Annotated in this window: 21 protein-coding genes; 12 read left to right on the top strand and 9 right to left on the bottom strand. The window is 68.8% G+C overall.

Translation table 11 applies throughout. The features are described from left to right. Positions 1 to 4: 4 nt before the first annotated feature. Complete coding sequence (locus tag WS45_RS13485; protein WP_156437138.1) at positions 5 to 349, bottom strand: hypothetical protein; 345 nt, start codon at positions 347 to 349, stop codon at positions 5 to 7. Positions 350 to 394: 45 nt separating this feature from the next. Between WS45_RS13485 and WS45_RS13480 the strand changes: the two genes are divergently transcribed. From WS45_RS13480 to WS45_RS13470, 3 genes are all read left to right on the top strand, one after another. Then, a complete protein-coding gene (locus WS45_RS13480; RefSeq protein ID WP_059700301.1) occupies positions 395 to 1279 on the top strand; it encodes a LysR substrate-binding domain-containing protein in 885 nt (294 codons plus the stop codon). A gap of 164 nt (positions 1280 to 1443) precedes the next feature. Then, the gene (locus WS45_RS13475; protein WP_059690220.1) at positions 1444 to 2376 is read left to right on the top strand and encodes an AEC family transporter; all 933 of its coding nucleotides are present in this window, start codon (positions 1444 to 1446) and stop codon (positions 2374 to 2376) included. A gap of 341 nt (positions 2377 to 2717) precedes the next feature. Beyond that, positions 2718 to 3092 carry a COG4315 family predicted lipoprotein gene (locus WS45_RS13470; protein ID WP_059468071.1) on the top strand — a complete coding sequence of 125 codons (375 nt, stop codon included), beginning with the start codon at positions 2718 to 2720 and terminating at the stop codon, positions 3090 to 3092. A gap of 132 nt (positions 3093 to 3224) precedes the next feature. Here WS45_RS13470 and WS45_RS13465 read toward each other — a convergent pair whose 3' ends face one another. Continuing rightward, positions 3225 to 4742, bottom strand: coding sequence for a CoA-acylating methylmalonate-semialdehyde dehydrogenase (locus WS45_RS13465; protein ID WP_059690023.1), 1518 nt, complete (start codon positions 4740 to 4742; stop codon positions 3225 to 3227). Positions 4743 to 4792: 50 nt separating this feature from the next. Further along, the gene (locus tag WS45_RS13460; RefSeq protein WP_059690022.1) at positions 4793 to 6151 is read right to left on the bottom strand and encodes an aspartate aminotransferase family protein; all 1359 of its coding nucleotides are present in this window, start codon (positions 6149 to 6151) and stop codon (positions 4793 to 4795) included. A 105-nt stretch (positions 6152 to 6256) separates the two neighbouring features. Between WS45_RS13460 and WS45_RS13455 the strand changes: the two genes are divergently transcribed. Together WS45_RS13455 and WS45_RS13450 are read left to right on the top strand one after the other, a co-directional pair. Beyond that, positions 6257 to 7222 carry a LysR family transcriptional regulator gene (locus WS45_RS13455; RefSeq protein WP_059690021.1) on the top strand — a complete coding sequence of 322 codons (966 nt, stop codon included), beginning with the start codon at positions 6257 to 6259 and terminating at the stop codon, positions 7220 to 7222. 99 nt (positions 7223 to 7321) lie between these two features. Continuing rightward, positions 7322 to 7813, top strand: coding sequence for a 2,4'-dihydroxyacetophenone dioxygenase family protein (locus WS45_RS13450; RefSeq protein WP_059450233.1), 492 nt, complete (start codon positions 7322 to 7324; stop codon positions 7811 to 7813). Between the two features lie 127 nt (positions 7814 to 7940). Here the strand turns inward: WS45_RS13450 and WS45_RS13445 are convergent, their stop codons facing one another. Both WS45_RS13445 and WS45_RS13440 read right to left on the bottom strand, forming a co-directional pair. Beyond that, the gene (locus WS45_RS13445) at positions 7941 to 9089 is read right to left on the bottom strand and encodes an epoxide hydrolase family protein (RefSeq protein WP_059700299.1); all 1149 of its coding nucleotides are present in this window, start codon (positions 9087 to 9089) and stop codon (positions 7941 to 7943) included. A 74-nt stretch (positions 9090 to 9163) separates the two neighbouring features. Beyond that, positions 9164 to 10123, bottom strand: coding sequence for a GlxA family transcriptional regulator (locus tag WS45_RS13440; protein WP_059700296.1), 960 nt, complete (start codon positions 10121 to 10123; stop codon positions 9164 to 9166). Positions 10124 to 10263: 140 nt separating this feature from the next. On the opposite strand from WS45_RS13440, the gene WS45_RS13435 reads away from it, so the two are divergent. Continuing rightward, positions 10264 to 11064 (top strand): SDR family NAD(P)-dependent oxidoreductase, encoded by an 801-nt coding sequence (locus WS45_RS13435; RefSeq protein ID WP_059700295.1) that lies wholly within the window; start codon positions 10264 to 10266, stop codon positions 11062 to 11064. 396 nt (positions 11065 to 11460) lie between these two features. Here the strand turns inward: WS45_RS13435 and WS45_RS13425 are convergent, their stop codons facing one another. Both WS45_RS13425 and WS45_RS13420 read right to left on the bottom strand, forming a co-directional pair. After that, entirely contained in the window at positions 11461 to 12828 is a 1368-nt protein-coding gene (locus WS45_RS13425; RefSeq protein WP_059700291.1) for an MFS transporter, read from the bottom strand. 182 nt (positions 12829 to 13010) lie between these two features. Continuing rightward, the gene (locus tag WS45_RS13420; protein WP_059525310.1) at positions 13011 to 13970 is read right to left on the bottom strand and encodes an MBL fold metallo-hydrolase; all 960 of its coding nucleotides are present in this window, start codon (positions 13968 to 13970) and stop codon (positions 13011 to 13013) included. 177 nt (positions 13971 to 14147) lie between these two features. On the opposite strand from WS45_RS13420, the gene WS45_RS13415 reads away from it, so the two are divergent. Further along, entirely contained in the window at positions 14148 to 15800 is a 1653-nt protein-coding gene (locus WS45_RS13415) for an IclR family transcriptional regulator (RefSeq protein ID WP_059700288.1), read from the top strand. Between the two features lie 646 nt (positions 15801 to 16446). Here the strand turns inward: WS45_RS13415 and WS45_RS13410 are convergent. Next, on the bottom strand, positions 16447 to 16929 hold the full coding sequence (locus WS45_RS13410; protein WP_006755380.1) for an Lrp/AsnC family transcriptional regulator: 483 nt from the start codon (positions 16927 to 16929) through the stop codon (positions 16447 to 16449). Positions 16930 to 17215: 286 nt separating this feature from the next. Between WS45_RS13410 and WS45_RS13405 the strand changes: the two genes are divergently transcribed. The 4 genes from WS45_RS13405 to WS45_RS13390 all read left to right on the top strand — a co-directional run bounded on the left by WS45_RS13405 (position 17216) and on the right by WS45_RS13390 (position 21748). After that, positions 17216 to 17857, top strand: a complete 642-nt coding sequence (locus tag WS45_RS13405; RefSeq protein ID WP_059700286.1) for a LysE family translocator — start codon at positions 17216 to 17218, stop codon at positions 17855 to 17857. Positions 17858 to 17981: 124 nt separating this feature from the next. After that, the gene (gene kch, locus WS45_RS13400) at positions 17982 to 19157 is read left to right on the top strand and encodes a voltage-gated potassium channel protein (RefSeq protein WP_059700284.1); all 1176 of its coding nucleotides are present in this window, start codon (positions 17982 to 17984) and stop codon (positions 19155 to 19157) included. A 37-nt stretch (positions 19158 to 19194) separates the two neighbouring features. Next, a complete protein-coding gene (locus tag WS45_RS13395; protein ID WP_059525300.1) occupies positions 19195 to 19626 on the top strand; it encodes a YqaA family protein in 432 nt (143 codons plus the stop codon). A 139-nt stretch (positions 19627 to 19765) separates the two neighbouring features. Then, the gene (locus WS45_RS13390) at positions 19766 to 21748 is read left to right on the top strand and encodes a methyl-accepting chemotaxis protein (protein ID WP_059700282.1); all 1983 of its coding nucleotides are present in this window, start codon (positions 19766 to 19768) and stop codon (positions 21746 to 21748) included. Between the two features lie 39 nt (positions 21749 to 21787). Here the strand turns inward: WS45_RS13390 and WS45_RS13385 are convergent, their stop codons facing one another. Beyond that, complete coding sequence (locus tag WS45_RS13385; protein ID WP_059690010.1) at positions 21788 to 23440, bottom strand: acyl-CoA synthetase; 1653 nt, start codon at positions 23438 to 23440, stop codon at positions 21788 to 21790. 168 nt (positions 23441 to 23608) lie between these two features. Here WS45_RS13385 and WS45_RS13380 point away from each other — a divergent pair, with 168 nt between their 5' ends. Next, positions 23609 to 24376: a Crp/Fnr family transcriptional regulator gene (locus WS45_RS13380; RefSeq protein WP_059700280.1), complete on the top strand. Its 768-nt coding sequence runs from the start codon at positions 23609 to 23611 to the stop codon at positions 24374 to 24376. The last annotated feature ends 109 nt before the right edge of the window (positions 24377 to 24485 follow it).

Here is a 24485-nt window from a genome sequence, read left to right as displayed (position 1 = left end):
GTCGTTACCTCCGCGAAGGGTTGGGCCGACGCGACAGCCCGCGTCGCCCCGAGGCGTCGATCAAACGCTTGCGGGCGGCGCGAACGATCACGACCGCCCCCGCAGGCAGCGTTGCGCGCACGCCCGGCTCGATGCCATTCGCGAAAACCCGCACCGGGCGATCGGCGCGAGCGCCTGCGCGCGCCGCGCCACGCTTTCCGCCGCGCGCGCCGATGCCGCGGTTGCCCGTTTCCGCACGCACGGGCATGATGTCCGCCAGCGTGCCGGCCGCGGCCGCCGGCTTCGGCGGTCGTCGGCGGTCGTCGGCGCCGCGATCGGCTTGCCGCCCATGCGCCGCCTCCGGCACCACCGAGCAATCCGCGTGCCGGCCCCGGCCGCCCACCTCACCGAGTCCATGTCACTACGCGCATTCCGAACGCTGGTCGCGATCGCCCGATACCGCACCTTCGCGCGCGCCGGCGAAGCGATCGGGCTCACGCAATCGGCCGTGAGCCTGCAGATCAAGACGCTCGAAAGCGAATACAACGTCCGGCTGTTCGACCGTTCGCGCCGCCAGCCGGTACTCACCGAAGCCGGCAACATCCTCGTCGCGCAGGCCGAGCAGGTGCTCGCGATGGTCGACCGGATTCCCGATGCACTCAGCGACGAAAAAAAGCTCGTCGGCCGCCTGCGGATCGGCGCGATCCAGACCGCGCTGTCCGGCCCGCTGCCCGACGCGCTGCTCGCGCTGCGCGCCGCGCACCCGTCGTTGCGCGTGCACGTATCGGCCGGCATGTCGGCCGAACTGGCGAACCGCGTCGCGGCCGGCGAACTCGACGCCGCGATCACGACGCGCCCCGTGCGCCCGCATCCGGCGGAGCTGACGTGGACCACGCTGTACGAAGACCGCTTCTGGCTGCTCGCGCCGCCGCAGTATGCGGAGCGCGACGCGGGCACGCTGCTCGATGCGTTGCCGTTCATCCGCTTCGACGCGCAGGCGTGGGCCGGCCGGATGATCGCCGCCGAGTTGCGCCGCATCGGCGTGCGCGTACGCGAGGAGATGGTGCTCGACAGCGCGGAGACGATCGCGCGGATGGTCGCGCGCGGGCTTGGCGCGGCGATCGTCGCGCTCCCCGACTCGACGCTCGCGCGGCTGCCGCCCGTCACGCGCTTGCCGTTCGGCCAGCCGCAGATGGGCCGCGAGGTCGTGCTGCTCGAACATCAGTCACGGCCGGCCGAGCGTTTCGCGCGTGCGCTGGCCGCCGAAGTCACCGCGTCATCCATGAGAATTTCTCATTGAACGCCCGATAATTAACCATTATTCCTGCTGCATCCGCATGTTAACTTGGCGGCATCGTCACTCTTTCGATTGCGTGCCGCCATGTTGCCCGCCGGATGGATTCCCGCTTCGTTCCGCCGCTCCTCGCGCCTGCCGTCCGGCCCGTGTCGCCTGAAGGCGCGTCGATGATCGGCCCCATCCTGCTCGCGCTCGCGCCGGTCGCGCTGCTGGTCGCGCTCGGCCACGGCCTCCGGCGCACGGGCTTCATCGGCGATGCGTTCTGGCCGCACGCCGAGCGGCTCTGCTACTACGTGCTGCTGCCGGCGCTGTTCGCAAACGGCCTCGCGGACGCGCGGCTGCAGGCACTGCCCGTCTTGCCGCTCGCGGCGGCGCTGGTCGGTTCGACCGTGCTCGTCGCGGCGCTTCTGCTGCTGGTCCGCCGCTTCGTTTCGGTCGACGGCGCCGGGTTCACGTCGGTGTTCCAGGGCGCGGTGCGCTTCAACAACTATGTCGGCACCGCACTCGCCGCCGGACTTTTCGGCGCGCACGGAATCGCGCTCGCGGCCGTGTGCGTCGCGGCGATCGTGCCGACCGTGAACCTGATGTGCGTGCTGGTGTTCGCGCGCTACGGCGACACGCGGCTCGGCGCGTGGGCGCTCGTGCGCCAGATCCTGTCGAATCCGCTGGTCGTCGGGTGCGCGCTGGGGATCGCGATGCAGGTCGCCGGCATCGCGTTTCCGGCCGCCGTCGAACCGGCCGTGCGCGCGCTCGGCGCCGCCTCGATGCCGCTCGGCCTGCTGTGCGTGGGCGCGGCGCTGAAGTTCGACGCGGCGCGCGAATGGATGCAGCCGATGTGCGTCGCGTCGGCGTTCAAGTTCATGGCGATGCCGCTCGCCACGCTCGCGGCCGGCCGCCTGTTCGGGCTCGGCGATGCCGCGCTGACCATCGCGCTGCTGTTCCAGGCGCTGCCGACGTCGTCCTCGTCGTACATCATGGCCCGCCAGCTCGGCGGCGACGCGCCGCTGATGGCCGGCATCACCGCGTTCCAGACGATCGCCGCCGCGCTCGCGATGCCGGCCGTGCTGTCGGCGCTCGCGTCGGCGCCGGTATTTCGCTGACGGCACGGCATCGCGGCGTGTCGCTATCCGTCGTGAAAGCGCGCCGCGGGGGCCCGTTCGACCCGCGAAGGTTCGGGGACGGATGCCGAATCCCGCCGCACGCGCGCAACCGCCGCGTCGTTGCGCGAGACATACGCATCGCCGATGCGCCCCCCGTTCTTCTCGCAGCCCCGCCAAAAACCGCCTATGGTGAATGAAGCGGGTCCGTGCCTCCGCCATTCGACTTCACGTCGCTCGCACCGGCGGCCACGGCGCCGCGTTCCGGCACCATTCCCCGCAGTCGCGCGCACGCCCGGCCATGCGTGCGGCTGCGCCGCCCACCGGACCACAAGGAGGTAATCATGAAAGCCGTGCTGCTCGTCAGCTCCGCCGTGCTCGCCATGGCGTCCGTTTCGGCCTCGGCTCAAGGCTCGATCACCAAGGTCGAAAACGGCGCGCTCGTCGCGGCGAACGGCATGACCGTTTACGCATTCGACAAGGACAAGCCCAACGCCGGCACCAGCGCCTGCACGGGCCAATGCGAATCGATCTGGCCGCCTTACAAGGCCAGCGCGACCGACGTCCCGGTCGGCCCCTACACGATCGTCAAGCGCGACGACGGCAGCCCGCAATGGGCCTACAAGGGCAAGCCGCTGTATTTCTTCGCGAAGGACATGAAACAGGGCGACCGCAACGGCGACAACTTCAAGAACATGTGGCACGTGGTCGCGCCGTAAGCGTGCCTTCCCCGACTTGAGTGTCGGCACGGCCGCCGCACGTGTGAAAAGGCCCGCCCCGGTCGTCGACCGGGGCGGGCCCGTGCGTCTTTACGCCGGCCGCATGGCGTCACGTCGCGGCCGGATCGCGCGTCAGCGGTTCGACGGGAAGCTGAACACCGTCCCTTCGCGCACGCCGGCCGACGGCCAGCGCTGCGTGATCGTCTTGCGCTTCGTGTAGAAGCGCACCGCATCCGGGCCGTACGCGTGCAGGTCGCCGAACAGCGAGCGCTTCCAGCCGCCGAACGAGTGGTACGCGACGGGCACCGGCAGCGGCACGTTGATGCCGACCATGCCGATCTGGATGTTGTCGCTGAAGTAGCGCGCCGCTTCGCCGTCGCGCGTGAACAGGCACGTGCCGTTGCCGTATTCGTGCGCGTCGATCAGCGCCATCGCCTCGTCGAGCGACTTCAGGCGGATCACGCCGAGCACCGGCCCGAAGATCTCGTGCTGATAGACCGGCATGCCGGGCTTCACGTTGTCGAACAGGCACGGGCCGAGGTAGTAGCCGCCGTCGTGGCCGTCGACCTTCACGCCGCGGCCGTCGACGACGAGCGTCGCGCCCGCTTCCACGCCCGCGTCGACGAAGCCCGTCACCTTCTCGAAATGCTGCTTCGTGACGAGCGGCCCCATGTCGACGCCCGCACCGTTGCCTGGGCCGACCTTCATCTTCGCGATCTCGGCCTTCAGGCCGTCGATCACCTTATCGCCCGTTTCATCGCCGATCGCGACGACCAGCGGAATCGCCATGCAGCGCTCGCCGCACGAGCCGTACGCGGCGCCCATCAGCGCGTTCACCGCGTTGCCGATGTCGGCGTCGGGCATCACGACCGCGAAGTTCTTCGCGCCGCCGAGCGCCTGCACGCGCTTGCCGTGCGCGCAGCCGGTCGCGTAGATGTATTCGGCGATCGGCGTCGAGCCGACGAAGCTCACCGCCTTCACGCGCGGGTCGGTCAGGATCGTGTCGACCGCTTCCTTGTCGCCGTTCACGATGTTCAGCACGCCCGGCGGCAGGCCGGCCTCGAGCGCCAGCTCGGCCATGCGCAGCGTCGACGACGGCGTGCGCTCCGACGGCTTCAGCACGAACGTGTTGCCGCACGCGACGGCCATCGGCCACATCCACAGCGGCACCATCACCGGGAAGTTGAACGGCGTGATGCCGGCCGCGACGCCGAGCGCCTGGAATTCGCTCCACGAATCGATCGCGGGGCCGACGTTCTTGCTGTGCTCGCCCTTCAGCAACTCGGGCACGTAGGTCGCGTATTCGACGTTCTCGATGCCGCGCTGCAATTCGCCCATCGCGTCGGCGAGCACCTTGCCGTGCTCGGCGGTGATCAGCGCGCACAGCTCGTCCGCATGCTCCTCGAGCAGCGTCTTGAAGCGGCTCATCACGCGCGCGCGCTTCAGCGGCGGCGTGTTGCGCCACGCCGGGAACGCGGCCTGCGCGGACGCGATCGCCGCTTCGACGGTCAGCTTGTCGGCGAGCGCGACGCTCTTGTGCGATTCGCCGGTGGCCGGGTCGAACACCGGCTGGACGCGGCTGCCGCCGTCGACGCGCTTGCCGTCGATCAGATGGCCGACGGTGGAGGTCACATTGCTGTCGTGTTTCATGTTTCTGGCTCTGTCTCGTGAATTCGGTTGTCGCGCGGCACGGGCCGCGCTCAGTTCACTTCGTTCAGCGCGTCGGACAGCGCGTTCACGAGGTTGTCGATCTCGCGCTTCTCCGAGATGAACGGCGGCGCGAGCTGGATCGTGTCGCCGCCGTAGCGCACGTAGAAGCCCTTCGCCCAGCAGCGCATCGCGATCTCGTACGGGCGCCGTGCCGGCTCGCCCGGCAGCGCCGCAATCGTCAGGCCCGCCGCCAGCCCATAGTTGCGGATGTCCGTGATATGGCGCTGGCCCTTCAGCCCGTGCACGGCCGCCTCGAAATACGGCGCGAGATCGCGCACGCGGGCCACCGCGTCTTCCTTCACCAGCAGGTCGAGCGCCGCGACGCCGGCCGCGCACGCGACCGGATGCGCCGAATACGTATAGCCGTGCGGGAACTCGAGCATGTACTCGGGGCCGCCCGCGGCCATGAACGTGTCGTAGATTTCCTTCGTCGCGATCACGCCGCCGAGCGGCTGCACGCCGTTGGTCACCTGTTTCGCGAAGTTCATGATGTCCGGCACCACGCCGAACGCGTCGGCGCCCGTCATCGCGCCGGCACGGCCGAAGCCCGTGATGACTTCGTCGAAGATCAGCAGGATGTCGTGCGCGGTGCAGATGTCGCGCAGGCGCTTCAGATAGCCCTTCGGCGGCACGACCACGCCCGCCGAACCCGAGAACGGCTCGACGATCACGGCCGCGATGTTCGATGCGTCGTGCAGCGCGATCAGGTCGAGCAGGCGGTCGGCCAGATCGGCGCCGTGCTCGGGCATGCCGCGCGAGAACCGGTTTTCGGCGAGCTGCGTGTGCGGCAGGAAGTCGGCGTCGATCCCCTGGCCGAACAGCTTGCGGTTCGGCCCGATCCCGCCGACCGAGATGCCGCCGAAGTTCACGCCGTGATAGCCCTTTTCGCGGCCGATCAGGCGCGTCTTCGTGCCCTTGCCCTTGGCGCGCCAGTACGCGCGGGCCATTTTCAGCGACGTGTCGGCCGCTTCCGAGCCCGAGCCCGTGAAGAATACGTAGTCGAGGCCGGCCGGCGTCAGGTCCTTGATCTTGTTCGCGAGCTCGAACGACTTCGGATGACCGAACTGGAACGCCGGCGCGTAGTCGAGCTGCGCGACCTGGCGGCTCACGGCTTCCGTGATTTCCGTGCGGCCGTGACCGAGGCCCGTGCACCACAGGCCCGACAGGCCGTCGAAGATCTTGCGGCCTTCGCCATCCGTGAAATACGCGTCCTTGGCCGATACGATCATGCGCGGATCGGACTTGAACTGGCGGTTCGCCGTGAACGGCATCCAGTGGGCGTCGAGCCAGGCGGCGTCGGTGCGGAGGTTCGTCTCGTCCTGCTGGCTGGCGGTGATCGTGTCGGTCATGTCGGTCGGCGCGGCGCGCCCCTCCTTCTTGTGATGATGTTGCGCATTGTCGGGAGGCCAATTAGTCTCTTCAATATCGCAATATCAATGTTCACTTGCGCAACTATGCAAGCAAAGAAACCGAAGAGCCGCGCGCTGCTCGGGCAGCTCAGCGACATGGATCTGCGGCTGCTGCGGGTCTTCAAGGGCGTCGTGCAGTGCGGCGGGATGGCGGCGGCCGAACTCGAGCTGAATATCGGCATCTCGACGATCAGTCGGCACGTGAAGGATCTGGAAACGCGCCTCGGCCTCGTGCTGTGCCGACGCGGCCGCGCGGGCTTCACGCTGACCGCCGAGGGGCAGACCGTGTACGAGGAAACCTTGCGACTGCTTGCGTCAATGGAGGCATTTCGCAGCAGGATCGACGGCATTCACGACAAGATGGGCGGAGAACTGCACGTCGCCGTATTCGACAAGACCGCCACCAACCCGAACGCACGGCTCGGCGACGCGATCCGCCAGTTCACGGACGAAGCGCCCGACGTCGCGCTGAACCTGCATGTCGCGTCGATCAACGAGGTCGAGCGCGGGATCATCGACGGCAGCTATCAGGTCGGGATCATCCCCGCGCACCGCAGTTCGGGCAGCCTCGTGTATTCGGAACTGTTCGACGAACGGATGCTGCTGTACTGCGGCCGCCAGCATCCGCTCTTTGACGCGCCGCACGGCAAGCTCACGTGGACGACGATCCGCAACCACGCGTTCGCCGGCCTCGGCTTCCATTCGCCGAACATGGAGCTGAGCCATCGCGCGAAGCTCACGCGCAGCGCGACGGCATCGGACCAGGAATCGATCGCGACGCTGATCCTGTCCGGCCGCTATCTCGGCTTCCTGCCCGACCATTACGCGGAGAGCTTCGAAAACAAGGGGCTGATGCAACCGATCGCGCCGCACCGCTTCAACTATCGGTGCCGGTTCGTGAGCCTGCTGCGGCGCTCGCCGCGACCGACGCGCGCGGCGCTGCTGTTCCAGTCGTGCCTCGACGCGGCGCATGCGGTGGCGCGGCCGGGCGGCGACGGCAGCGACGCGTAGCCGCGTTCAGGTTTCGCTGGCGGCGCCGTCCGACGAGAGGCTGCGGCCCGATCCGGCTCTGCGATAATGCGCACTTCCCGTTTCCGCTCGCCTCCCGCCATGACGCAGCCGTCCGCCCCGCTCCCGACCGACCTGCCGCCGATTTCGTGCCTGCCCGGCGACGCGCTGCCATGGCTGCCGATGAGCGCCGACCTGCCGGGGCTCGCGATCAAGTATCTGCATATCAATGCGGCGGAAGACACGCTGACCGCGCTGCTGAAGATGCCGGCCGGCGGCACGCTGCCGCGCCATCGCCACGACGGCGAGGTCTTCGTCCATACGCTGCAGGGTGCGTGGCGCTACCGCGAATACGAGTGGATCGCGCAGGCCGGCTCGACGGTGCTCGAACCGGCCGGGTCGGTGCATACGCCGGAAACGCTCGGCGCGCCCGGCGACGACGTGATCACGCTCAACGTGATGCGCGGCGATCTGGTGCTGCTCGACGACGACGGCCGCGAGACCGCGCGCGAGAATTGCCGCGTCGCGCTGCTGCGCCAGCGCAAGCATGCGCGCACCGCGCCGCACGATGCGGCGCCGTTCGTCACGCGGTAATCACGCGGTAATCGCGCGGCAAGACGGGCGACATCGTCGCGTCACGATCCGCACGGCGCATGCACTCGCCAACACGCGCATGAATGACCGCCGGCGCACTTCGTCACCCAAGCCGCCCCCGGTGGCATTAGCGAAAACGCCGGAAAAATCGGCGAATATCGTCGGCCAGCAGTTCCGGCTCCTCCATCGCGGCGAAATGGCCGCCGCTCGGCATGTCGGTCCACTGCACGACGTCGAACACCCGTTCGACCCAACTGCGCGGCGGACGACTGATTTCCTTCGGAAAGCGCGCAAACGCGACGGGCGCCGCCACGCGCTGCCCGGCCGCGAAGCGCATCGGCTGCAGCCGGTTTTCCCAATACATCTGCATCGACGAGCCGATGCAGCCGGTAAACCAGTAGAGCGAGATACCGGTCAGCAGCGTGTCGTGCGAAAACCGTTTTGCGACGTCGCCATCGCAATCGCTCCACGTGCGGAATTTCTCGGCGATCCATGCGGCCAGCCCGGCCGGCGAATCGTTGAGCGCGACGGCCAGCGTCTGCGGCTTCGTCATGTGCACGTGCGCGTATCCGCCCTCCAGCGCGACCCACTCTCCGCGCTGCGTCACGAAGGCGCGTTCGTCCTCGGTCAGCGGGGAGGCCGCGTCGGTCGGCGGCTCGTAGTTGCCGGGCAGGTAGTTCAGATGGATGCCGCTCACCACGTCGGCATGTCGCGCGCCGAGCGCAATCGACACGCCCGCGCCGAGATCGCCGCCTTGCGCGCCGAAGCGACGATATCCGAGCCCGGACATCAACGTCGCCCAGCGGTCGGCAACCTGAAATGCCGACATGCCGGGTGCCGCGGGCGCGGGCGAGAACGCGAAGCCGGGAAGCGACGGCGCGACCACGTCGAACGCGTCGTGCGGATCGCCGCCGAACGCGGCCGGATCGCACAGGCGATCGATCAGCGCGTCGAACTCGAGTACGGAGCCCGGCCAGCCATGCGTGATGACGAGCGGATACGGCTTCGGCCCTACCCCGCGCCGATGGATGAAATGCACAGGCTGCCCGCCTGCGTCCGCGACGAACTGCGGCTGCCGGTTCAGCGCACGCTCCGCCGCCCGCCAGTCGAAGCCCTCGCGCCAGTACGCAACCAGTTCGTGCAGCCACGCGCCATCCACACCCTGCTGCCACGGCGCGGCCGGTGTCAGCACCGGTGCGCGCGTGTCGCGCAGGCGCCGATGCAGGTCATCGAGCGCGTGATCGGGAATCGCAATGCTGAACGGGGCGGCGTGCATGGTGTCTCCTCGCGAGGAATGCCGGAGATTCTGCGCGATTTTTCCGACCCGCGCTGGCGGCGCGCCCGCGCGCGTCAGCCCGTTTCGCGCGTGTCCGCCCGCGCGTCGCGCCGCACGGCCTGCGGCGGCACGCCGAAGCCGCGCACGAACGCATCGCGCAGGTGGCGCCGGTCGCGGAAACCGTTCTCCTTCGCGATCACATCGAGCGAATGCCGGCTCTGCTCGATCATCAGCCGCGCGACTTCCAGCCGCAGCCGCTCGATCGCCTTCGCCGGCGACTGCCCGGTTTCGAGCGTAAACACGCGGCTGAACTGGCGCGGACTCAGATGGACGGCCTCGGCCAGTTCCTCGACGGTCAGCGCGCGGCTGAGATTCCGCCGCGCATAGTTGAGCGCGTTCTGGATCCGGTCCGATTTCGGCGCGAGGTCCAGCATTTCCGAATGCTGCGACTGCCCGCCCGCACGGCGCTGGTGCATCACGAGCTTGTGCGCGACCGAGCGCGCGGTGTCCGCGCCGAGATCCTTCTCCACCATCGCGAGCGCCAGGTCGAGGCCGGCCGTCATCCCGGCGGACGTCCAGATCGGGCCGTCGACGATGTAGATCCGGTCCTCCTCGACACGAATGTCCGGAAACTGCTGCTGCATGCCGCGTCCGTACGCCCAGTGCGTCGTCGCGCGGCGCTGCGCGAGCAGCCCGGCCTCGGCGAGCACGAACGCGCCCGTGCAGATACCGGCGATCCGCCGCGCGCGCGCGTTCGCGCGCCGCAGGAACGCGACGACGCCGGCCGGCGCCGGCGACGCGAGCGGATCGTTGACGCCCGCGACGATCCACGTATCGACGTCGATCCGCCCGCGCAGCGCGCGCGTCGCGACCGGCAATCCGAGCGACGAACGCACGTCGCCGCCGTCGACCGAATAATTGTCCATCACGTAGAACGGCTCGCCCGCGACCATGTTCGCGTACTCGAACACCGATTGCGCGGCGAGCGCCATGATCTGGAAGCCGTCGCTGATCAGAAAACCGATGCGGTGCATGCGTATCTCCAGTAGCGGGGCATGATCGTCACGACCAACCCGATGTCCGAAATCATACCTATCTACGTCATTTGTGTCGCCGCGATTCGAGGCCAGAATGCCTTCACGCACTCACCCTTTCCTCGACATGGAGCGACATCATGACTGAAGCACATCGCGGTACCGCCGTCATTACCGGTGCATCGTCCGGCATCGGCGCGATCTATGCGGACCGCCTCGCGCGCCGCGGCTACGACCTGATCCTGGTCGCGCGCAACCGCGACCGGCTGGCCACGCTCGCCGAGCGCATCACGAACGACACGCAGCGCAGCGTCGAGATCGTCGGCGCGGACCTCAACGACCGCGCGGCGCTCGCCGCCGTCGAGGCGAAGCTGAAGCAGGACGCGAGCATCACGCTGCTCGTCAACAACGCGGGCGTCGGCACGCACGCGCCGCTGCTCGACAGCGACGTCGACGCGATGACGCGGATGATCGACCTGAACGTGACCGCGCTCACGCGCCTGACCTATGCCGCCGTGCCCGGCTTCGTCGCACGCGGCGGCGGCGCCGTGATCAACATCTCGTCGATCGTCGCGCTGTCGCCGGAAACGCTCAACGGCGTCTACGGCGGCAGCAAGGCATTCGTGCTCGCGTTCAGCCAGTCGCTGCACCACGAACTCGCGGAACAAGGCGTGCAGGTGCAGGCCGTGCTGCCCGGCGCGACGGCGACCGAGTTCTGGCAAACCGGCGGCCTGCCGCTCGAACACCTGCCGAAGGAGATCGTGATGTCGGCGTCCGACCTCGTCGACGCGGCGCTGGTCGGCTTCGATCGCGGCGAACTCGTGACGATTCCGTCGCTGCACGCGGCCGGCGAATGGGATGCGTACGAGGCCGCGCGTCGCACGATGGCGCCGCACCTGTCGACGGATTCGCCGGCGCCGCGCTATGCGGTTGCGCGCTAGTCGCGCAGTACCCGCGCCGCGCCCGTGCTGTCCGGGCGCGACGCTTCCGAATCGAAGCGCGTTGACGGCGCTTGCGTCACCGCAGCCGTCGACGCCGCGACGCATTGCGGACCCTCGGCACGGCCGGCGCGTTCGTCATTTTCGCTGAAGCCGGCACGCAGCGCGTGGCGGCGTCCGACGGAACGCTGCCCGCCACGCTGCCTGCCGTGCACCTCCCGCCGCGTGTCGAGCGCGCCTCGGCGCCCGACCGCCGATTCATCACACCCGATGCGGGTGGGCGCCCGCTCGACGCGCCGCACGTCGTCGCGGCCTGCGAACTGATTGCGGCCGACGGCAGCAACGCTCGCGCTTGCGGTCCGGGCGCCGCCGCGATCACGATCAGCGCCCGGCCGTGGTTCAGGCCCGCCGCGCGGGTTCGCCCTTCACGCCGAGCATCAGCGCGACGCCGCTCAGCGCGAGCAGCGCGGCCAGCAGATACACGGCGAGATCCATGCTGCCGGTGCGCGTGCGGATCAGCCCGATCACCCACGGGCTGACGATGCCGCTCGTGATCCCGATGCTGCTGATCAGCGCGATCCCGGCCGCGGCCGCGTTGCCCGACAGATAGCGGGTCGGCACGGCCCAGAAGATCGGCAGCGCGGCGAAGATCAGCGTCGCCGCGATCGACAGGCACGCGAGCATCGCCGCGAAGCTGTGCAGGTGCAGCGTCAGCGCCGCGAGTGCGAGCCCGCCGCCGATCGTGCAGCACGCGAAGTGCTTGCGGCGCTCGCCGGTGCGGTCCGAGCGGCGCGCGATCAGGATCAGCCCCACCGCGCCGACCGCGTTCGGCACGACCGTGTAGAGGCTCACGGCCACGACGTCGGTCACGCCGAAATCGCGGATCATCAGCGGCATCCAGAAATTGAGCGTCAACGACGCGCAGGTCAGCGAGAAATAGATGAACGCGAACAGATAGACGCGCGGGTTCGCGAGCGCGGCCATCAGGCTGCGTGTGTCGTGCGCGCCATGCGCACGGCCGTCGCCGCACAGCGCGGCGACGCGCGCCTTTTCGTCGGACGTGAGCCACGCGGCGTCCTGCGGCCGGTCGACCAGATACGCGAACGCGAAGCACGCGAGCACGATCGCCGGCGCACCTTCGATCGCGAACATCCATTGCCAGCCGTGCAGCCCGAGCACGCCGCTCATGTCGCGCATGATCCAGCCCGACATCAGGCCGCCGAGCACGCCGGCCACCGCGACGCCCGCGAAGAACACCGAGATCGCGGCCGCGCGGCGGTTCGCCGGAAACCAGTAGGTCAGGTACAGCACGATGCCGGGAAAGAAGCCGGCCTCGAACACGCCGAGCAGGAAGCGCAGCACGTAGAAATGCGACGGCTGCGACACGAACATCATCCCGGTCGACGCGATGCCCCACAGCAGCATGATCCGCGTGAACGTGCGGCGCGCGCCGAAGCGCGCGAGCAGGAGGTTGCTCGGCACCTCGCAGAACACGTAGCCGACGTAGAACACCGCGGCGCCGAGGCCGTACATCGCATCGCTGAAGCCGAGGTCGTGCTTCATCTGCAACTGCGCGAAGCCGATGTTGATGCGGTCGAGAAACGACACGACGTAGCAGAGGAACAGGAACGGCACGATCCGCCATGCGATCTTGCGGAACAGCAGCGCGTCGCCGGCGTCCGACGCCGGTGTGGATTCATATGCGGAAGCCGACGCCGCAACACTCGCGTGCGCGATCGTCGCTTCGGCGGGAAGCGATTGGGGCATGTCTCTCTCCAAACGGGCCGCGCGATTCGAGCGCGCAGCAGTCTCCGAGGGCGTACGTGCGCCCTGCTTTCTTGTGAGACCGGAAGCCGGCGCCCCGACCCGCGGCCCAATGCCGCCGTCGTTCAGGCGCCGTCAGAAAAACGGCGGGACGCCCGCCTGGACGCCGCGCCGCGGTGAGCCGCTCAGTCCTGCAGCGCGTCCCACATTTCCTTGTCGCGCTGCGCGGTCCAGATGCGCGGATGCGTGATGCCGCTCGCCTCGTCGAACGCGCGCGACACGTCGAACGGCAGACAGTGCTCGTAGATGAACACGTGGCCGAACTTCGGATCCATCGCTTCGCGCGTGAGCGCCATCGACGCCTTCAGGTCGAGCTTGCGCTCGACGGCCTTGCGGCCCTGCGCGAGCAGCGTCGTCACGAAATCCTTCGTGTAGTCGAGGCCCTTGTCGACCTCGGCCGGATTCAGCAACGCGGGGCCGCGGCCCGGCACGAGCTTTTCCGCGCCGAGCGCACGCAGCGCCTCGAGCGTGGCCGGCCATTGTTCGAGCTGCGCGTCGCCGCAATAGCAGGCCGCGTCGTATTCGACCAGGTCGCCGGAGAACAGCACCTTCTGCGACGGCAGCCAGACGATCGTGTCGCCCTTCGTGTGGCCCGAGCCGACGTGCATGATCTTCACTTCGAGCTTGCCGAGGAACAGCGTGATCTCGCGCTCGAACACGAGCGTCGGCCAGGTCAGGCCCGGCACCGTCTCGACGCCCGCGAACAGGCGCGGGAAGCGCTCGATCTCCGACTTCATGTCGGCCTCGCCGCGCTCGACGATCATCTCGTACGTGCCGCGGCTCGCGATCACGTGCTGCGCGCCTTCGGCGAAATACGCGGACGCGCCGAGCACGCGCACCGCGTGGTAATGCGACAGCACGACGTGCTTGATCGGCTTGTCGGTCACGCTGCGGATCTTCGCGATCAGGTCCTGCGCCATCGCGGGCGTCGCGGTCGTGTCGACGATCAGCACGCTGTCGTCGCCGATGATCACGCCCGAGTTCGGGTCGCCTTCGGCGGTGTACGCGTACGCGTTCTCGGACAGCTGCGTCCAGGTGACTTTCTTCTCTTCCAGATCGGCTTGGGAGGCGAATGCTTTGGCCATGTTGCGTTCCGTGGCTGCGAGCCATGTGTTGAGGGGAGTGAGCGGATCATCTGCCCGCGTCGATTATTTGTCAATGACAAATACACTTGCTATTGTCTAATGCGGGTAAACCTGCGGGCTGGCGCGTCAAATGGCGTCGGATACCATGCGGGGTTTCGTCAACGGAAGAATCATCGCGTGCAGAACCACGAAGTCAGCGCGGACGACGCGCCGCCCAAGGCGCAGCGCGGAATCCAGAGCGTCGAGGTCGGCGGCCGGCTGCTCGACGCGCTCGCGCGCCGGCGCAAGCCGCTCGGGCTGTCGGAGCTGGCGGCCGCGGCCGAGCTGTCGACCGCGCAGGCACACACCTATCTCGTCAGCCTGACGCGGCTCGCGCTCGTGAAACGCGACGCGCTCACGGGCAACTACGAGCCGGGGCCGCTGTCGCTGCGGCTCGGGCTGATGTCGATCGAACGCCAGCCGGCCTATCGCGCGGCGCTGCCGCACGCGGCGCGGCTCGCGGAAGCGGTCGGCCTGAGCGTGGCGCTGTCGGTGCCGGGCGTGCTCGGGCCCACGATCGTGCGCATCGAGCACGGCGGCTATCCGCTGCACGTGAACCTGCACGTCGGATCGGTGATGTCGCTCGACACGACGGCGACCGGCCGCGTGTTCCGCGCATTCGGCGACCCCGCGCAGCTCGACGCGATGGCGGCCAGCCAGGCCGGCGCCGGCGACACGCTCGCCGGCGCGGAAGGCGTGCAGCCCACGTCCGACGCCGGCGCGTGGCAGGCCGAACTCGACGCGATCCGCGCGCGCGGGATCGAGCGCGGCGTGGACCGGCCGAGCCCCGGCGTCAGCGCGATGTGCGTGCCGGTGCTGGACGCGGATGGACGCCTGCAACTCGCGTTGACGGTGATCGGCTCGACCGGATCGATCGATGTCGGCTGGGACGGTCCGATCGCCGCGGCGCTGCGCGATGCGGCGCGGCAAGCCACCGCGTCGCTCGGCGCGGGACGCGATGCCCCGCCGGTCGCGCCGGGCATGCCCCCGGCCACGCAGCGCATGCCGCCCGCGCTTGCCGACGATACGAAAGCGCAGCGCGGCATCAACGCGCTCGACAGCACGGGCGAACTGCTGCTGGCGCTCGTGTCGGCGGGCCGTGCGCTGCCGCTGCGCGACCTCGCGACGGCGGCCGGTATGCCAGCCGCGAAGGCGTTTCCGCATCTGGTGAGCCTGCAGAAGATCGGCCTGCTGAGCCGCGACGACGCCGGCTGCTTCGGCGGCGGGCCGCTCGCCCAGGCGCTCGGCCTGATCGCGATGCAGCGCGTGTCGCCGACGCGCGATGCGGAAACCGAGATCGTCGCGCTGGCGGCCGCGACCGACATGAGCGTGGCGGCCGCGACGCTCGGCCCGCTCGGGCCGACCGTGATCCGCCTCGAGGAATCCGCGCGGCCGCAGCACGTGAGCCTGCAGGTCGGCACCGTGATGTCGCTCGTGAATACCGCGATCGGGCGAATCTTCGCGGCGGGCATGTCCGACGACGTGCTGGCCGGCCTGCTGGCCGACGAGCCGGTGCGCCTCGCCGGCCGCGCGACGCAGGTCGACGACGCGTTCCGCGCGCGGCTCGCGACGATCCGCGCGGACGCGCTCGATTTCGCGTTCGATGCGCCGGTGCCGGGCATCGGGACGATCGCCGCGCCCGTGTTCGATCATACCGGCAGCATCCGGCTCGTGATCGCGATCATCGGCTCGTCGCGCGGCTTCCCGCGCGGGCCGGACAGCGAACTCGCGCATGCGCTGCGCGCCGCGACACGCCGCCTGTCGTGGCGCTTCGGATGGATCGGCGCGTAAGCGCCGCCCCGCTGCCGCACACTTTCTCCACGCCTGACTTCCCCCTTCCGCCCGTCAATGCAAGGCCGTGCTCGCCACGGCCTCGTCACGCCCGTCCGCCACGCGGAAAGCCAGTGCAATTCATGTTGCGCAGCAGCAACAGAAATTGTCAGTAATTCTCATATAACGAAATCGCATTTCACAGCGCGGTGACGTTCCTCTATGATTAGGGTTATCCCTAACTCGCCACCTACATGGGGCTTCGTCATGCAAACGTCTAATGTCTCCGATCGTTCCACCCAATCCGCTGGCTGGCTCGCACGTGTTGGCGAGCTGCTTGCAGAAGCATGGGCACTGCACCTCGAGAACTGCGAAGTCATCGCTGAAGCGCACGCACGCCTGCCGCGCTGAGCGCAGCGTCACATCATCCGTCTGACCCGCCTGCCGGGACGCGCGCCGTAAGGCCGCCGCGCCCGGCATCGGCGTGGCGGATGAACGCCGCAAAAGCCGACGGAAGATTCATCCGTTTTCCGGCCCCGCAGGCATTTCCCGCCTGTTTCCGGCTCCGGGCCGCGCCCACTCGACGCGACAGCCCGATTGCCGCTCCTCTCCGGCACACCCGCGAATCTCGTCGTCACGACGATCCGCGTGCCGTCTCCACCTGTCGTCACACCTGAATCGACGGCACGTCTTTCATGCACCGCAGCGCGAACATCGAGCGGCTGTGGCGGATGCTCGAAATCCTGTACAGCTTCTCGCGCAAGAAGCGCTCGTAGCCGGCCGTGCCGTCCACCGCGACCTTGATCCAGTAGTCGTATTCGCCCGACACGAGGTAGGCCTCGAGCACTTCGGGCAGCGCCGCGAGTTCGGCGCCGAAACGCGCAAGCGCGTCGTCCTCGTGGCGATCGAGCGTGACTTCGAGGATCACGATGTCCGCGTAGCCGAGCATGCGCTGGTTGACCAGGGCGACGTAGCCGTCGATGTAACCGTCGAGCTCGAGCTGCCGCGTGCGGTTCCAGCATGCGGTGGTCGACATGCCGATCTGTTCGGCCAGTTCGGCATTCGACAGACGCGCATTTTTTTGCAGTGCACCGAGGATCTTGCGGTCCTGGTTGTCGAGGGTTTTGGGCGTGCGTTCGCGGGTAGCCATGATGGAAAGAATCTTCTACTGAAAATCGGCATTCTATCTGAACAGGATTCCGGTTTCGGGTGCGTTTTGCTGGAAAACAGGAAGCCTTTTAACCGGCCCGCTTGATACATTTTCTCCATGCCTGTTGTCCGGCACGCTCCCCGCGACAACCCCCTTCGCACCGGGACGCCCGGCCGCAATCACGAGTTGCGGCGCCGGACACGCAGGCATGCAGTGTCCCGCCTCCCGCGCGCCTATCCGGCTGCACGGGCCGGCGCCTGATCCATCGTTTTCCGCACATCCCGTCATGTCGTTCAGGCTTTATCTGTCGTTCCTCGCTGCGTCCGCCGTCCTCATCTACGCCCCCGGCCCCGTCAACCTCCTCACGATGAACCAGGCATTGCGCACCGGCTGGCGCCGCGCGCTGCCGTGCGTATGGGGCGGCACGCTCGCCGTGCTGCTGCAGCTCGCGCTGACCGCGCTGTGCCTGAATTCGCTGGTCCGTCTCGACGAGCACGCGCTGAACGTGCTGCGCTGGGCCGGCGCCGCCTACCTCGTGTGGCTCGGCTGCAAACAATGGCTCGGCCGCGCACCGATCGCCGCGCCCACCGCGTCGACCCCGCCCGGCGGCACCACACCCGACGACAGCGAACGCGCGCTGTTCTGGCGCGGCGTCGCCACCTCCGGCCTGAATCCGAAGACGCTGCTGTTCTTTCCGTCGTTCTTTCCGCAGTTCATCGTTCCGAGCGCGGACTGGAGCCTGAACGCGCAGTTCCTGCTGCTCGCGACGTCCTTCGCGCTGCTGTTCGCCGGCGGCGTCGCGTCGATGGCGCTCTTCTCGCACCGGCTGAGCCGCGCGCTGCAGCGTCCGGCGCGGATGCGCGCGATGAATCGCGTGACGGGCGGGCTGCTGGTCGGCATGGGCGCGATCATGGCCGGCTGGAACTGAGACCGGGCGGCCTCACGCGCGGGTGCCGGGGCCCCCTCGTGCCCCGCGAAAAAGCAGCCGATCGCCGAATGCTTTAGGGTAGCGGCTGGTTCGTTGGACATGCCCGGCTCGCCCGGGCGATTGCATGAAGCACGTCACTACCCGCCTGCGGCGCCTGTTCGCGCCGATCGGCCTGCACTGGTATCTCGCTCTCCTCCTCGCGCTCGATGCACTGATGGTGCTGCGCCCCGTCGTCGCCCATGCGAAGCTCGGCGCGCATCATGCGTGGCTCACCGATGCGCTGAACCTCGTCGACAATGCCGGCCTCGTCGTGCTGCCGCAGGTCGTCGTCGCGGCCGGCCTCGCGACGATGGCCATCGGCATCGTGCTGCGTGCCCGCGTCGCGTGGGTGCTGTCGATCCTGCTGCTGGTCGCGGCCGCCGCGATCAGCATCCTCGGCGGCTACCGCAGCAACGCGGTATTCGTGTACACGGCCGTCCTCGCCGTCACGCTGATCTACTACTGGCGCCATTTCGACCGCGCGAGCGTCGCCGCGAGCAGCCTGTTCGCGCTGCTCAGCATCGTGTCGCTGCTGATCTACGCGACCTTCGGCGTACTGTATCTCGGCGACGAATTCTCGCCGCCGGTCCACGACCTCGCCACGGCCGTCTACTTCTCGATCGTGTCGATGTCGACGGTCGGCTACGGCGACATCGTGCCGCACGCACCCACCGCGCGCCTGTTCACCGCGTCGGTGATCGTGCTCGGCATCACGGTGTTCGCGACGTCGATCAGCGCGGTCATCGGGCCGGTGATCGGCGGCAGCCTGAAACGGATCGTCAAGGGAGGCATTTCGAACGTGATCCGCAAGCATCATTTCCTGATCGTCGGCGCGACGCCCGTCGCGCATGCAGTGCACGACGGGCTGCGCAAGCGCGGCTACGCCGTGACCGTCATCGTGCCGGCCGGCGTCGAGCACAACTATGCGGGCGCGACCGACCTGATCGTCGGCGACGCCACCGACCACGCGGTGCTGGAAAGCGCCGGCGCGGCCACGGCCCGCGCGGTGCTCGCGCTGCGCTCCGACGATGCCGAGAATGCGTTCATCATCCTCGCGATCCGCGAGATCGCGTCGACGGTGCGTACCGTCGCGCTCGTGAACCAGCAACGCAACCTCGAGCGGCTGCGCCTGCTGAAGCCGGACATGGTGTTCTCGCCGCAGCAGCTCGCGGGCGAACTGCTCGCCAGCACGCTCAACGACGAACCGGTCGACAAGTCGGTGATCTCGCACCTGCTGTTCGGCACCGACGCCGCCGCGTGAGCGGTGCCGGCCGGCGTGCGGCCGGTACAATCGCGCGATGTCCGAATTGCTCACTTACGGCGGCCTGTTCGCCGTGTCGATGGTCGCCGCGACCCTGCTGCCGCTCCAGTCCGAAGCCGTGCTCGCCGGCCTGCTGCTCGCCGGGCGCGAGCCCGTGTGGGCGCTGGTGCTGGTCGCGAGCGTCGGCAACGTCGCGGGCTCGGCGGTCAACTGGGCGCTCGGCCGCGGCATCGAGCACTTCCGCGACCGCCGCTGGTTCCCGGTCAAGCCGGCCGCGCTCGCGCGCGCCGAGCGCTGGTATGCGCGCTACGGCCGCTGGTCGCTGCTGCTGAGCTGGGCGCCGGTGGTCGGCGATCCGCTGACGATGATCGCCGGCGTGCTGCGCGAGCCGCTGCCGACCTTCCTCGCGATCGTGACGATCGCGAAGGTCGGGCGGTATCTGGCCGTCGCATGGCTCGTGATGCACTGACGCCGCCCGCCCGCGTGGGGCGAACCTGCTCGCCCCTTGCGGCTTCGCACCGCTAAAGAATTCGCCGAACCTGCCGTATTCCTTACGGTATGCGGTGGCGCGTGCGTTCCGCCTCTCTCCCTCTCCACTCAGGATTCGTATGAGATTGACCCAACTGGGCCGGGCGAGCGTCGGCGCGCGCCTGGCCGCGCTGGCATGCGTGCTGGTCGCGCTGCTGTTTACCGCCTTCGCATGGGCGCTCGCCCATTTCGCCGGCCAGCAACTCGCCGACGAGGCCCATGCGCGCATCGCGGACAAGGAGCAGTCGATCCGCGCGATGGTCGAGATGTTCGACAAGGCGCTGTCCGCCGAAGCCACGCGCTCGATGGCGCTGTTCGCCAGTTTCCTGCCGGCCGATTTCGCGCTCGACCCGGCCCGCACCGTCGACATCGGCGGCGTCGCCGCGCCGACATTGTCCGCGGGCGGCCAGCCGCTCGATCTCGATTACGCGATTCCCGACCAGTTCCTGAAGAAAAGCGGCGCGATCGCGACGATCTTCGCGCGCGACGGCGACGATTTCGTCCGCATCACGACGTCGCTGAAGAAGCAGGACGGCACGCGCGCGGTCGGCACGCGCCTCGATCGCGCGGGCCCCGCCTACGCGCCGCTCGTCGCCGGACGCAGCTATACGGGCCTCGCGAAACTGTTCGGCCGGCCGTACATCACGCAGTACAGGCCGGTCACCGACGCGACGGGCCGCGTGATCGGCGCGCTGTTCGTCGGCCTCGACGTCGGTGCCGAGCTGCAAGTCGTGCAGGACGGCATCCGGGCGCTGAAGATCGGTGAAAACGGCTATTACTTCGTGCTCGACGCGTCGCCGGGTGCATCGCGCGGCACCTTCGTCGTCCATCCCGACGCGGCCGGCCAGCGCGCGGACGACACGCGCGCGCCGTACACGCAGATGCTCGCCGCCGGCCAGGGCCGGCTCGCTTACACGTCGGCCGATCCGGCCGCGCACGACACCGGGCCCACCGCCAAATTCGTGTCGTTCACGACGATTCCGCAATGGCAATGGCTGGTCGGCGGCATCGCGCTCGACGACGAACTGCTCGCGAGCATGCGCACCGTCCGCAACCGTTTCCTGATGATCGGGGCCGTGCTCGTCGCGGCGTTCGCGGCGTTGTTCCTCGTCGTCGTGCGGCGCGTGGTGAGCCGGCCGCTCGATGCGGCGGCGCGTGCGTCGGAACGCTTCGCGGCCGGCGACCTCAGCATCCGCATCCGCGACGGCGCCGCCGCGCGCGGCGCGGCGGGCAACGACGAGATCGGCCGGCTCGTGCAGGCGGTCGACGGAATCGGCGATGGTCTCGCGCGGATCGTCGCGCAGGTGCGCAGCGGCTCGTCCGACATCGCGCGCGGCACGGTCGGCATCGCGGCCGGCAGCGGGGACATCGCCGCGCGGATCGCGACGCAGGCGAGCAGCGTCGAACAGACGGCAGCCAGCATGGAGCAGATCACGGCCGCCGTGCAGCAGAACGCCGAACATGCGGCGCAGGCGAACGCGCTGGTCGCCGACGCATCGGCCGCCGCGACCGACGGCGACACGGCGGTGCAACGCGTGGTCGCGACGATGGACGACATCGGCCGTGCGACGCGCCGGATCGCCGAAATCACCGGCACGATCGAAGGCATCGCATTCCAGACCAATATCCTGGCGCTGAACGCTGCCGTCGAGGCCGCGCGCGCGGGCGAGCACGGCAGGGGCTTCGCGGTGGTCGCGGCCGAAGTGCGCGCGCTCGCGCAGCGCAGCGCGGCCGCGGTCAAGGAAATCGACGCACTGAGCGCCGAATCGTCGACGACCGTCGAACAGGGCTATCGGATCGCGGACGCCGCGCGCGGCACGATGCGCGACATCGTCCAGCGCGTCGATCAGGTCAGCACGCTGATCGGCGAGATCAGCGCCGCGTCGCGCGAGCAATCGACCGGCATCGAGCAGGTGAATCAGGCCATCACGCAGATCGGCGAGGCGACGCAGCAGAACGCGACGCTGATCTCGGATGCCGAACGCGCGGCCGTCGCGTTGCGCGACCAGGCCGCGCAATTGTCGGAAGCCGTCAGCGTGTTCCGGCTGGCCCGCGACGCGTGACGCACGACGAACGACCGGGCAACCGCCCGGTCGCGTCGATTACTTCTTGTCCCCCGCCAGGTCGATCGCCTTGTCGGACCCGACCGCGTTGCGCAGCTGGAATTTCTGGATCTTGCCGGTCGACGTCTTCGGCAGCTCGCCGAAGCGCACGACCTTCGGCACCTTGAAACCCGCGAGCAACTGCCGGCAGTGCGCGATGATTTCCTCCTCGGTCGCGCTCATGCCGTTGCGCAGCTCGACGAACGCGCACGGCACCTCGCCCCATTTCGGGTCGGGCATCGCGACCACCGCGGCGACCTCGACGGCCGGATGCCGGTACAGCGCATCCTCGACCTCGATGCTCGAGATGTTCTCGCCGCCGGAAATGATGATGTCCTTGCGGCGATCCTTGATGCGGATATAGCCGTCCGGCGTCAGCACGCCGAGATCGCCCGTGTGGAACCAGCCGCCGTGGAATGCCTCGTCCGTCGCGTGCGGATTCTTCAGGTAGCCCTTCATGCAGATGTTGCCGCGGAACATGATCTCGCCGAGCGTCTCGCCGTCGGCCGGCACCGGCGCCATCGTGTCCGGGTCGAGCACCGTCGCGCCCGCTTCCAGGTGATAGCGCACGCCCTGCCGCGCATTGAGCCGCGCGCGCTCGTCGTCGGGCAGTTCGTCCCAGTGCGCCTGCTTCGCGCATACGGTCGCCGGGCCGTAGACCTCGGTCAGTCCGTACACGTGCAGCAGGTCGAAGCCGATCTCCTTCATCTTCGCGATCACGGCCGGCGCGGGCGCGGCACCGGCGACCATCGCGTGCACCGTGTGATCGATGCCCGCGCGGAACTCGGCCGGCGCATTCGCGATCGCGCTCTGCACGATCGGCGCACCGCAGTAATGCGTGATGCGTTCGCGGCGGATCAGGTCGAACACCGTCTTCGCGTCGAACTTGCGCAGGCAGACGTTCACGCCCGCGCGCGCCGCGATGGCCCACGGGAAGCACCAGCCGTTGCAGTGGAACATCGGCAGCGTCCACAGATACACCGCGTGCTTCGGCATGTCCCATTCGAGGATGTTGCTGATCGCTGCGAGATACGCGCCGCGATGGTGATAGACGACGCCCTTCGGGTCGCCGGTCGTGCCGGACGTGTAGTTCAGCGCGATCGCCTCCCACTCGTCGGCGGGCAGTGTCCACGCGTAGTCCGGGTCGCCGCCCGCGACGAACGCCTCGTAGTCGGTCGCGCCCGCGAAGCGCGCGGGGTCGGCCGGCATCGCGTCGGCGACGCTGACGATCTTCAGGCCCGGCACTTCGAGCGCCGCGCGATGCGCGAGCTCCGCGTATTCGGTATCGACGATCAGCACCTTCGCTTCGCCGTGACGCAGCATGAACAGCACCGACGAAATGTCGAGCCGCGTATTGATCGTGTTGAGCACGGCGCCGGCCATGGGCACGCCGAAGTGCGCCTCGACCATCGCGGGGATGTTCGGCAGCAGCGCCGCGACCGTCTCGCCGCGCGCGACGCCGGCCCGCGCGAGCGCGCTCGCGAGCTGCTTCGCGCGCTTGTAGGTCTCGCCCCAGGTGCGTCGCACGTCGCCGTGCACGATCGCGAGGCGCTCGCCGTAGACTTCGGCCGCGCGAACCAGAAAGTCGATCGGCGTGAGCGGCACGTAGTTGGCGTCGCGGCGGCCGAGTCCGGCCTCGAACATCTGCGTCATGATCCTGTCTCCCGTTTTCTGCCGGCCGGCGTGCAGGCACCCCGATCGGTTTTGATGTGGTTCAATTGCCGATAGCCTAACGGGCGCTATTGTGAGCCGTCTGTCATCGAAACGACAGAGTGCCCGACGAACGCTGCGCGTTATCCCTATCCTCGCAAACCCGCACCCATGCACGACCACTCCGTTGCGCCGCCCGACGCGGCCGCTACGCCGGACCACTCGCCGGCCAACCCGCCGCTCGAACCGGGCCCGTTGCCGGCCCTGTCCGTGCTGTTCGGCCAGTGCGCGTGGTTCCGCGCGCTGGCGCCGGAACACCAGGCGCTCGTGCTCGCGCAGTCCCACGCGGAACGGCACGAAGCCGGCGACGTGATCGCGCAGCGGCTCGCGCCGTCCGAATACTGGATCGGCGTGCATCGCGGATTGCTGAAGCTGGCGATCTTCAACGCATCGGGCCGCGGCTGCACGTTTTCCGGCGTGCCGTCGGGCGGCTGGTTCGGCGAAGGCAGCGTGATCAAGCGCGAGTTGCGCAAGTACGAAGTCGTCGCCGTCCAGCGCTCGATCGTGCTGTTCGTCCCGGTCGACACGTTCCATGCGCTGCTCGACACGAGCCTGCCGTTCACGCGCTTCGTGATCCATCAGTTGAACAACCGGATGGGCGAATTCATCGCGTCGATCCAGAACAGCCGGCTGCTCGATGTCGACGCGCGCGTCGCGCAGGCGCTCGCGCAGCTGTTCAACCCCGCGCTGTACCCGGACACCGGCCCGTCGCTCGCGATCTCGCAGGAGGAACTGGGGATGCTCGTCGGCGTGTCGCGGCAGCGGATCAACCAGGCGTTGCAGCAGCTCGAGAAACTCGGCGTGCTGCGGCTCGCGTACAACCAGATCGAGGTCGTCGATCTGGCCGCGCTCGCGCGGGTCGGGATGGAACAGATCTGAGCGACGTCCGATGCGCGGAAGCGCCGCCGATGCGGCATGCGCGTGCGGTCCGGCGGCGGTGTCCGCGCGCCTGCGCCCACGCGCCTTTCATCCGATGAATCGACCTTGC

This window comes from Burkholderia sp. RF2-non_BP3 (assembly GCF_001522185.1).
Lineage (GTDB): Bacteria > Pseudomonadota > Gammaproteobacteria > Burkholderiales > Burkholderiaceae > Burkholderia > Burkholderia diffusa.
The sequence above is the reverse complement of the archived record's forward strand: the minus strand, read 5'-3'. Positions and strand labels throughout refer to the sequence as shown.

Coding starts and splice junctions, on each gene's coding strand:
- WS45_RS13410 (WP_006755380.1), bottom strand. CDS start 16,929: ATGGCTACCCGCGAACGCACGCCCAAAACCCTCGACAACCAGGACCGC.
- WS45_RS13460 (WP_059690022.1), bottom strand. CDS start 6,151: ATGACCGACACGATCACCGCCAGCCAGCAGGACGAGACGAACCTCCGC.
- WS45_RS13435 (WP_059700295.1), top strand. CDS start 10,264: ATGACTGAAGCACATCGCGGTACCGCCGTCATTACCGGTGCATCGTCC.
- kch (WP_059700284.1), top strand. CDS start 17,982: ATGAAGCACGTCACTACCCGCCTGCGGCGCCTGTTCGCGCCGATCGGC.
- WS45_RS13465 (WP_059690023.1), bottom strand. CDS start 4,742: ATGAAACACGACAGCAATGTGACCTCCACCGTCGGCCATCTGATCGAC.
- WS45_RS13470 (WP_059468071.1), top strand. CDS start 2,718: ATGAAAGCCGTGCTGCTCGTCAGCTCCGCCGTGCTCGCCATGGCGTCC.
- WS45_RS13385 (WP_059690010.1), bottom strand. CDS start 23,440: ATGACGCAGATGTTCGAGGCCGGACTCGGCCGCCGCGACGCCAACTAC.
- WS45_RS13480 (WP_059700301.1), top strand. CDS start 395: ATGTCACTACGCGCATTCCGAACGCTGGTCGCGATCGCCCGATACCGC.
- WS45_RS13475 (WP_059690220.1), top strand. CDS start 1,444: ATGATCGGCCCCATCCTGCTCGCGCTCGCGCCGGTCGCGCTGCTGGTC.
- WS45_RS13450 (WP_059450233.1), top strand. CDS start 7,322: ATGACGCAGCCGTCCGCCCCGCTCCCGACCGACCTGCCGCCGATTTCG.
- WS45_RS13395 (WP_059525300.1), top strand. CDS start 19,195: ATGTCCGAATTGCTCACTTACGGCGGCCTGTTCGCCGTGTCGATGGTC.
- WS45_RS13445 (WP_059700299.1), bottom strand. CDS start 9,089: ATGCACGCCGCCCCGTTCAGCATTGCGATTCCCGATCACGCGCTCGAT.
- WS45_RS13425 (WP_059700291.1), bottom strand. CDS start 12,828: ATGCCCCAATCGCTTCCCGCCGAAGCGACGATCGCGCACGCGAGTGTT.
- WS45_RS13390 (WP_059700282.1), top strand. CDS start 19,766: ATGAGATTGACCCAACTGGGCCGGGCGAGCGTCGGCGCGCGCCTGGCC.
- WS45_RS13405 (WP_059700286.1), top strand. CDS start 17,216: ATGTCGTTCAGGCTTTATCTGTCGTTCCTCGCTGCGTCCGCCGTCCTC.
- WS45_RS13420 (WP_059525310.1), bottom strand. CDS start 13,970: ATGGCCAAAGCATTCGCCTCCCAAGCCGATCTGGAAGAGAAGAAAGTC.
- WS45_RS13380 (WP_059700280.1), top strand. CDS start 23,609: ATGCACGACCACTCCGTTGCGCCGCCCGACGCGGCCGCTACGCCGGAC.
- WS45_RS13455 (WP_059690021.1), top strand. CDS start 6,257: ATGCAAGCAAAGAAACCGAAGAGCCGCGCGCTGCTCGGGCAGCTCAGC.
- WS45_RS13440 (WP_059700296.1), bottom strand. CDS start 10,123: ATGCACCGCATCGGTTTTCTGATCAGCGACGGCTTCCAGATCATGGCG.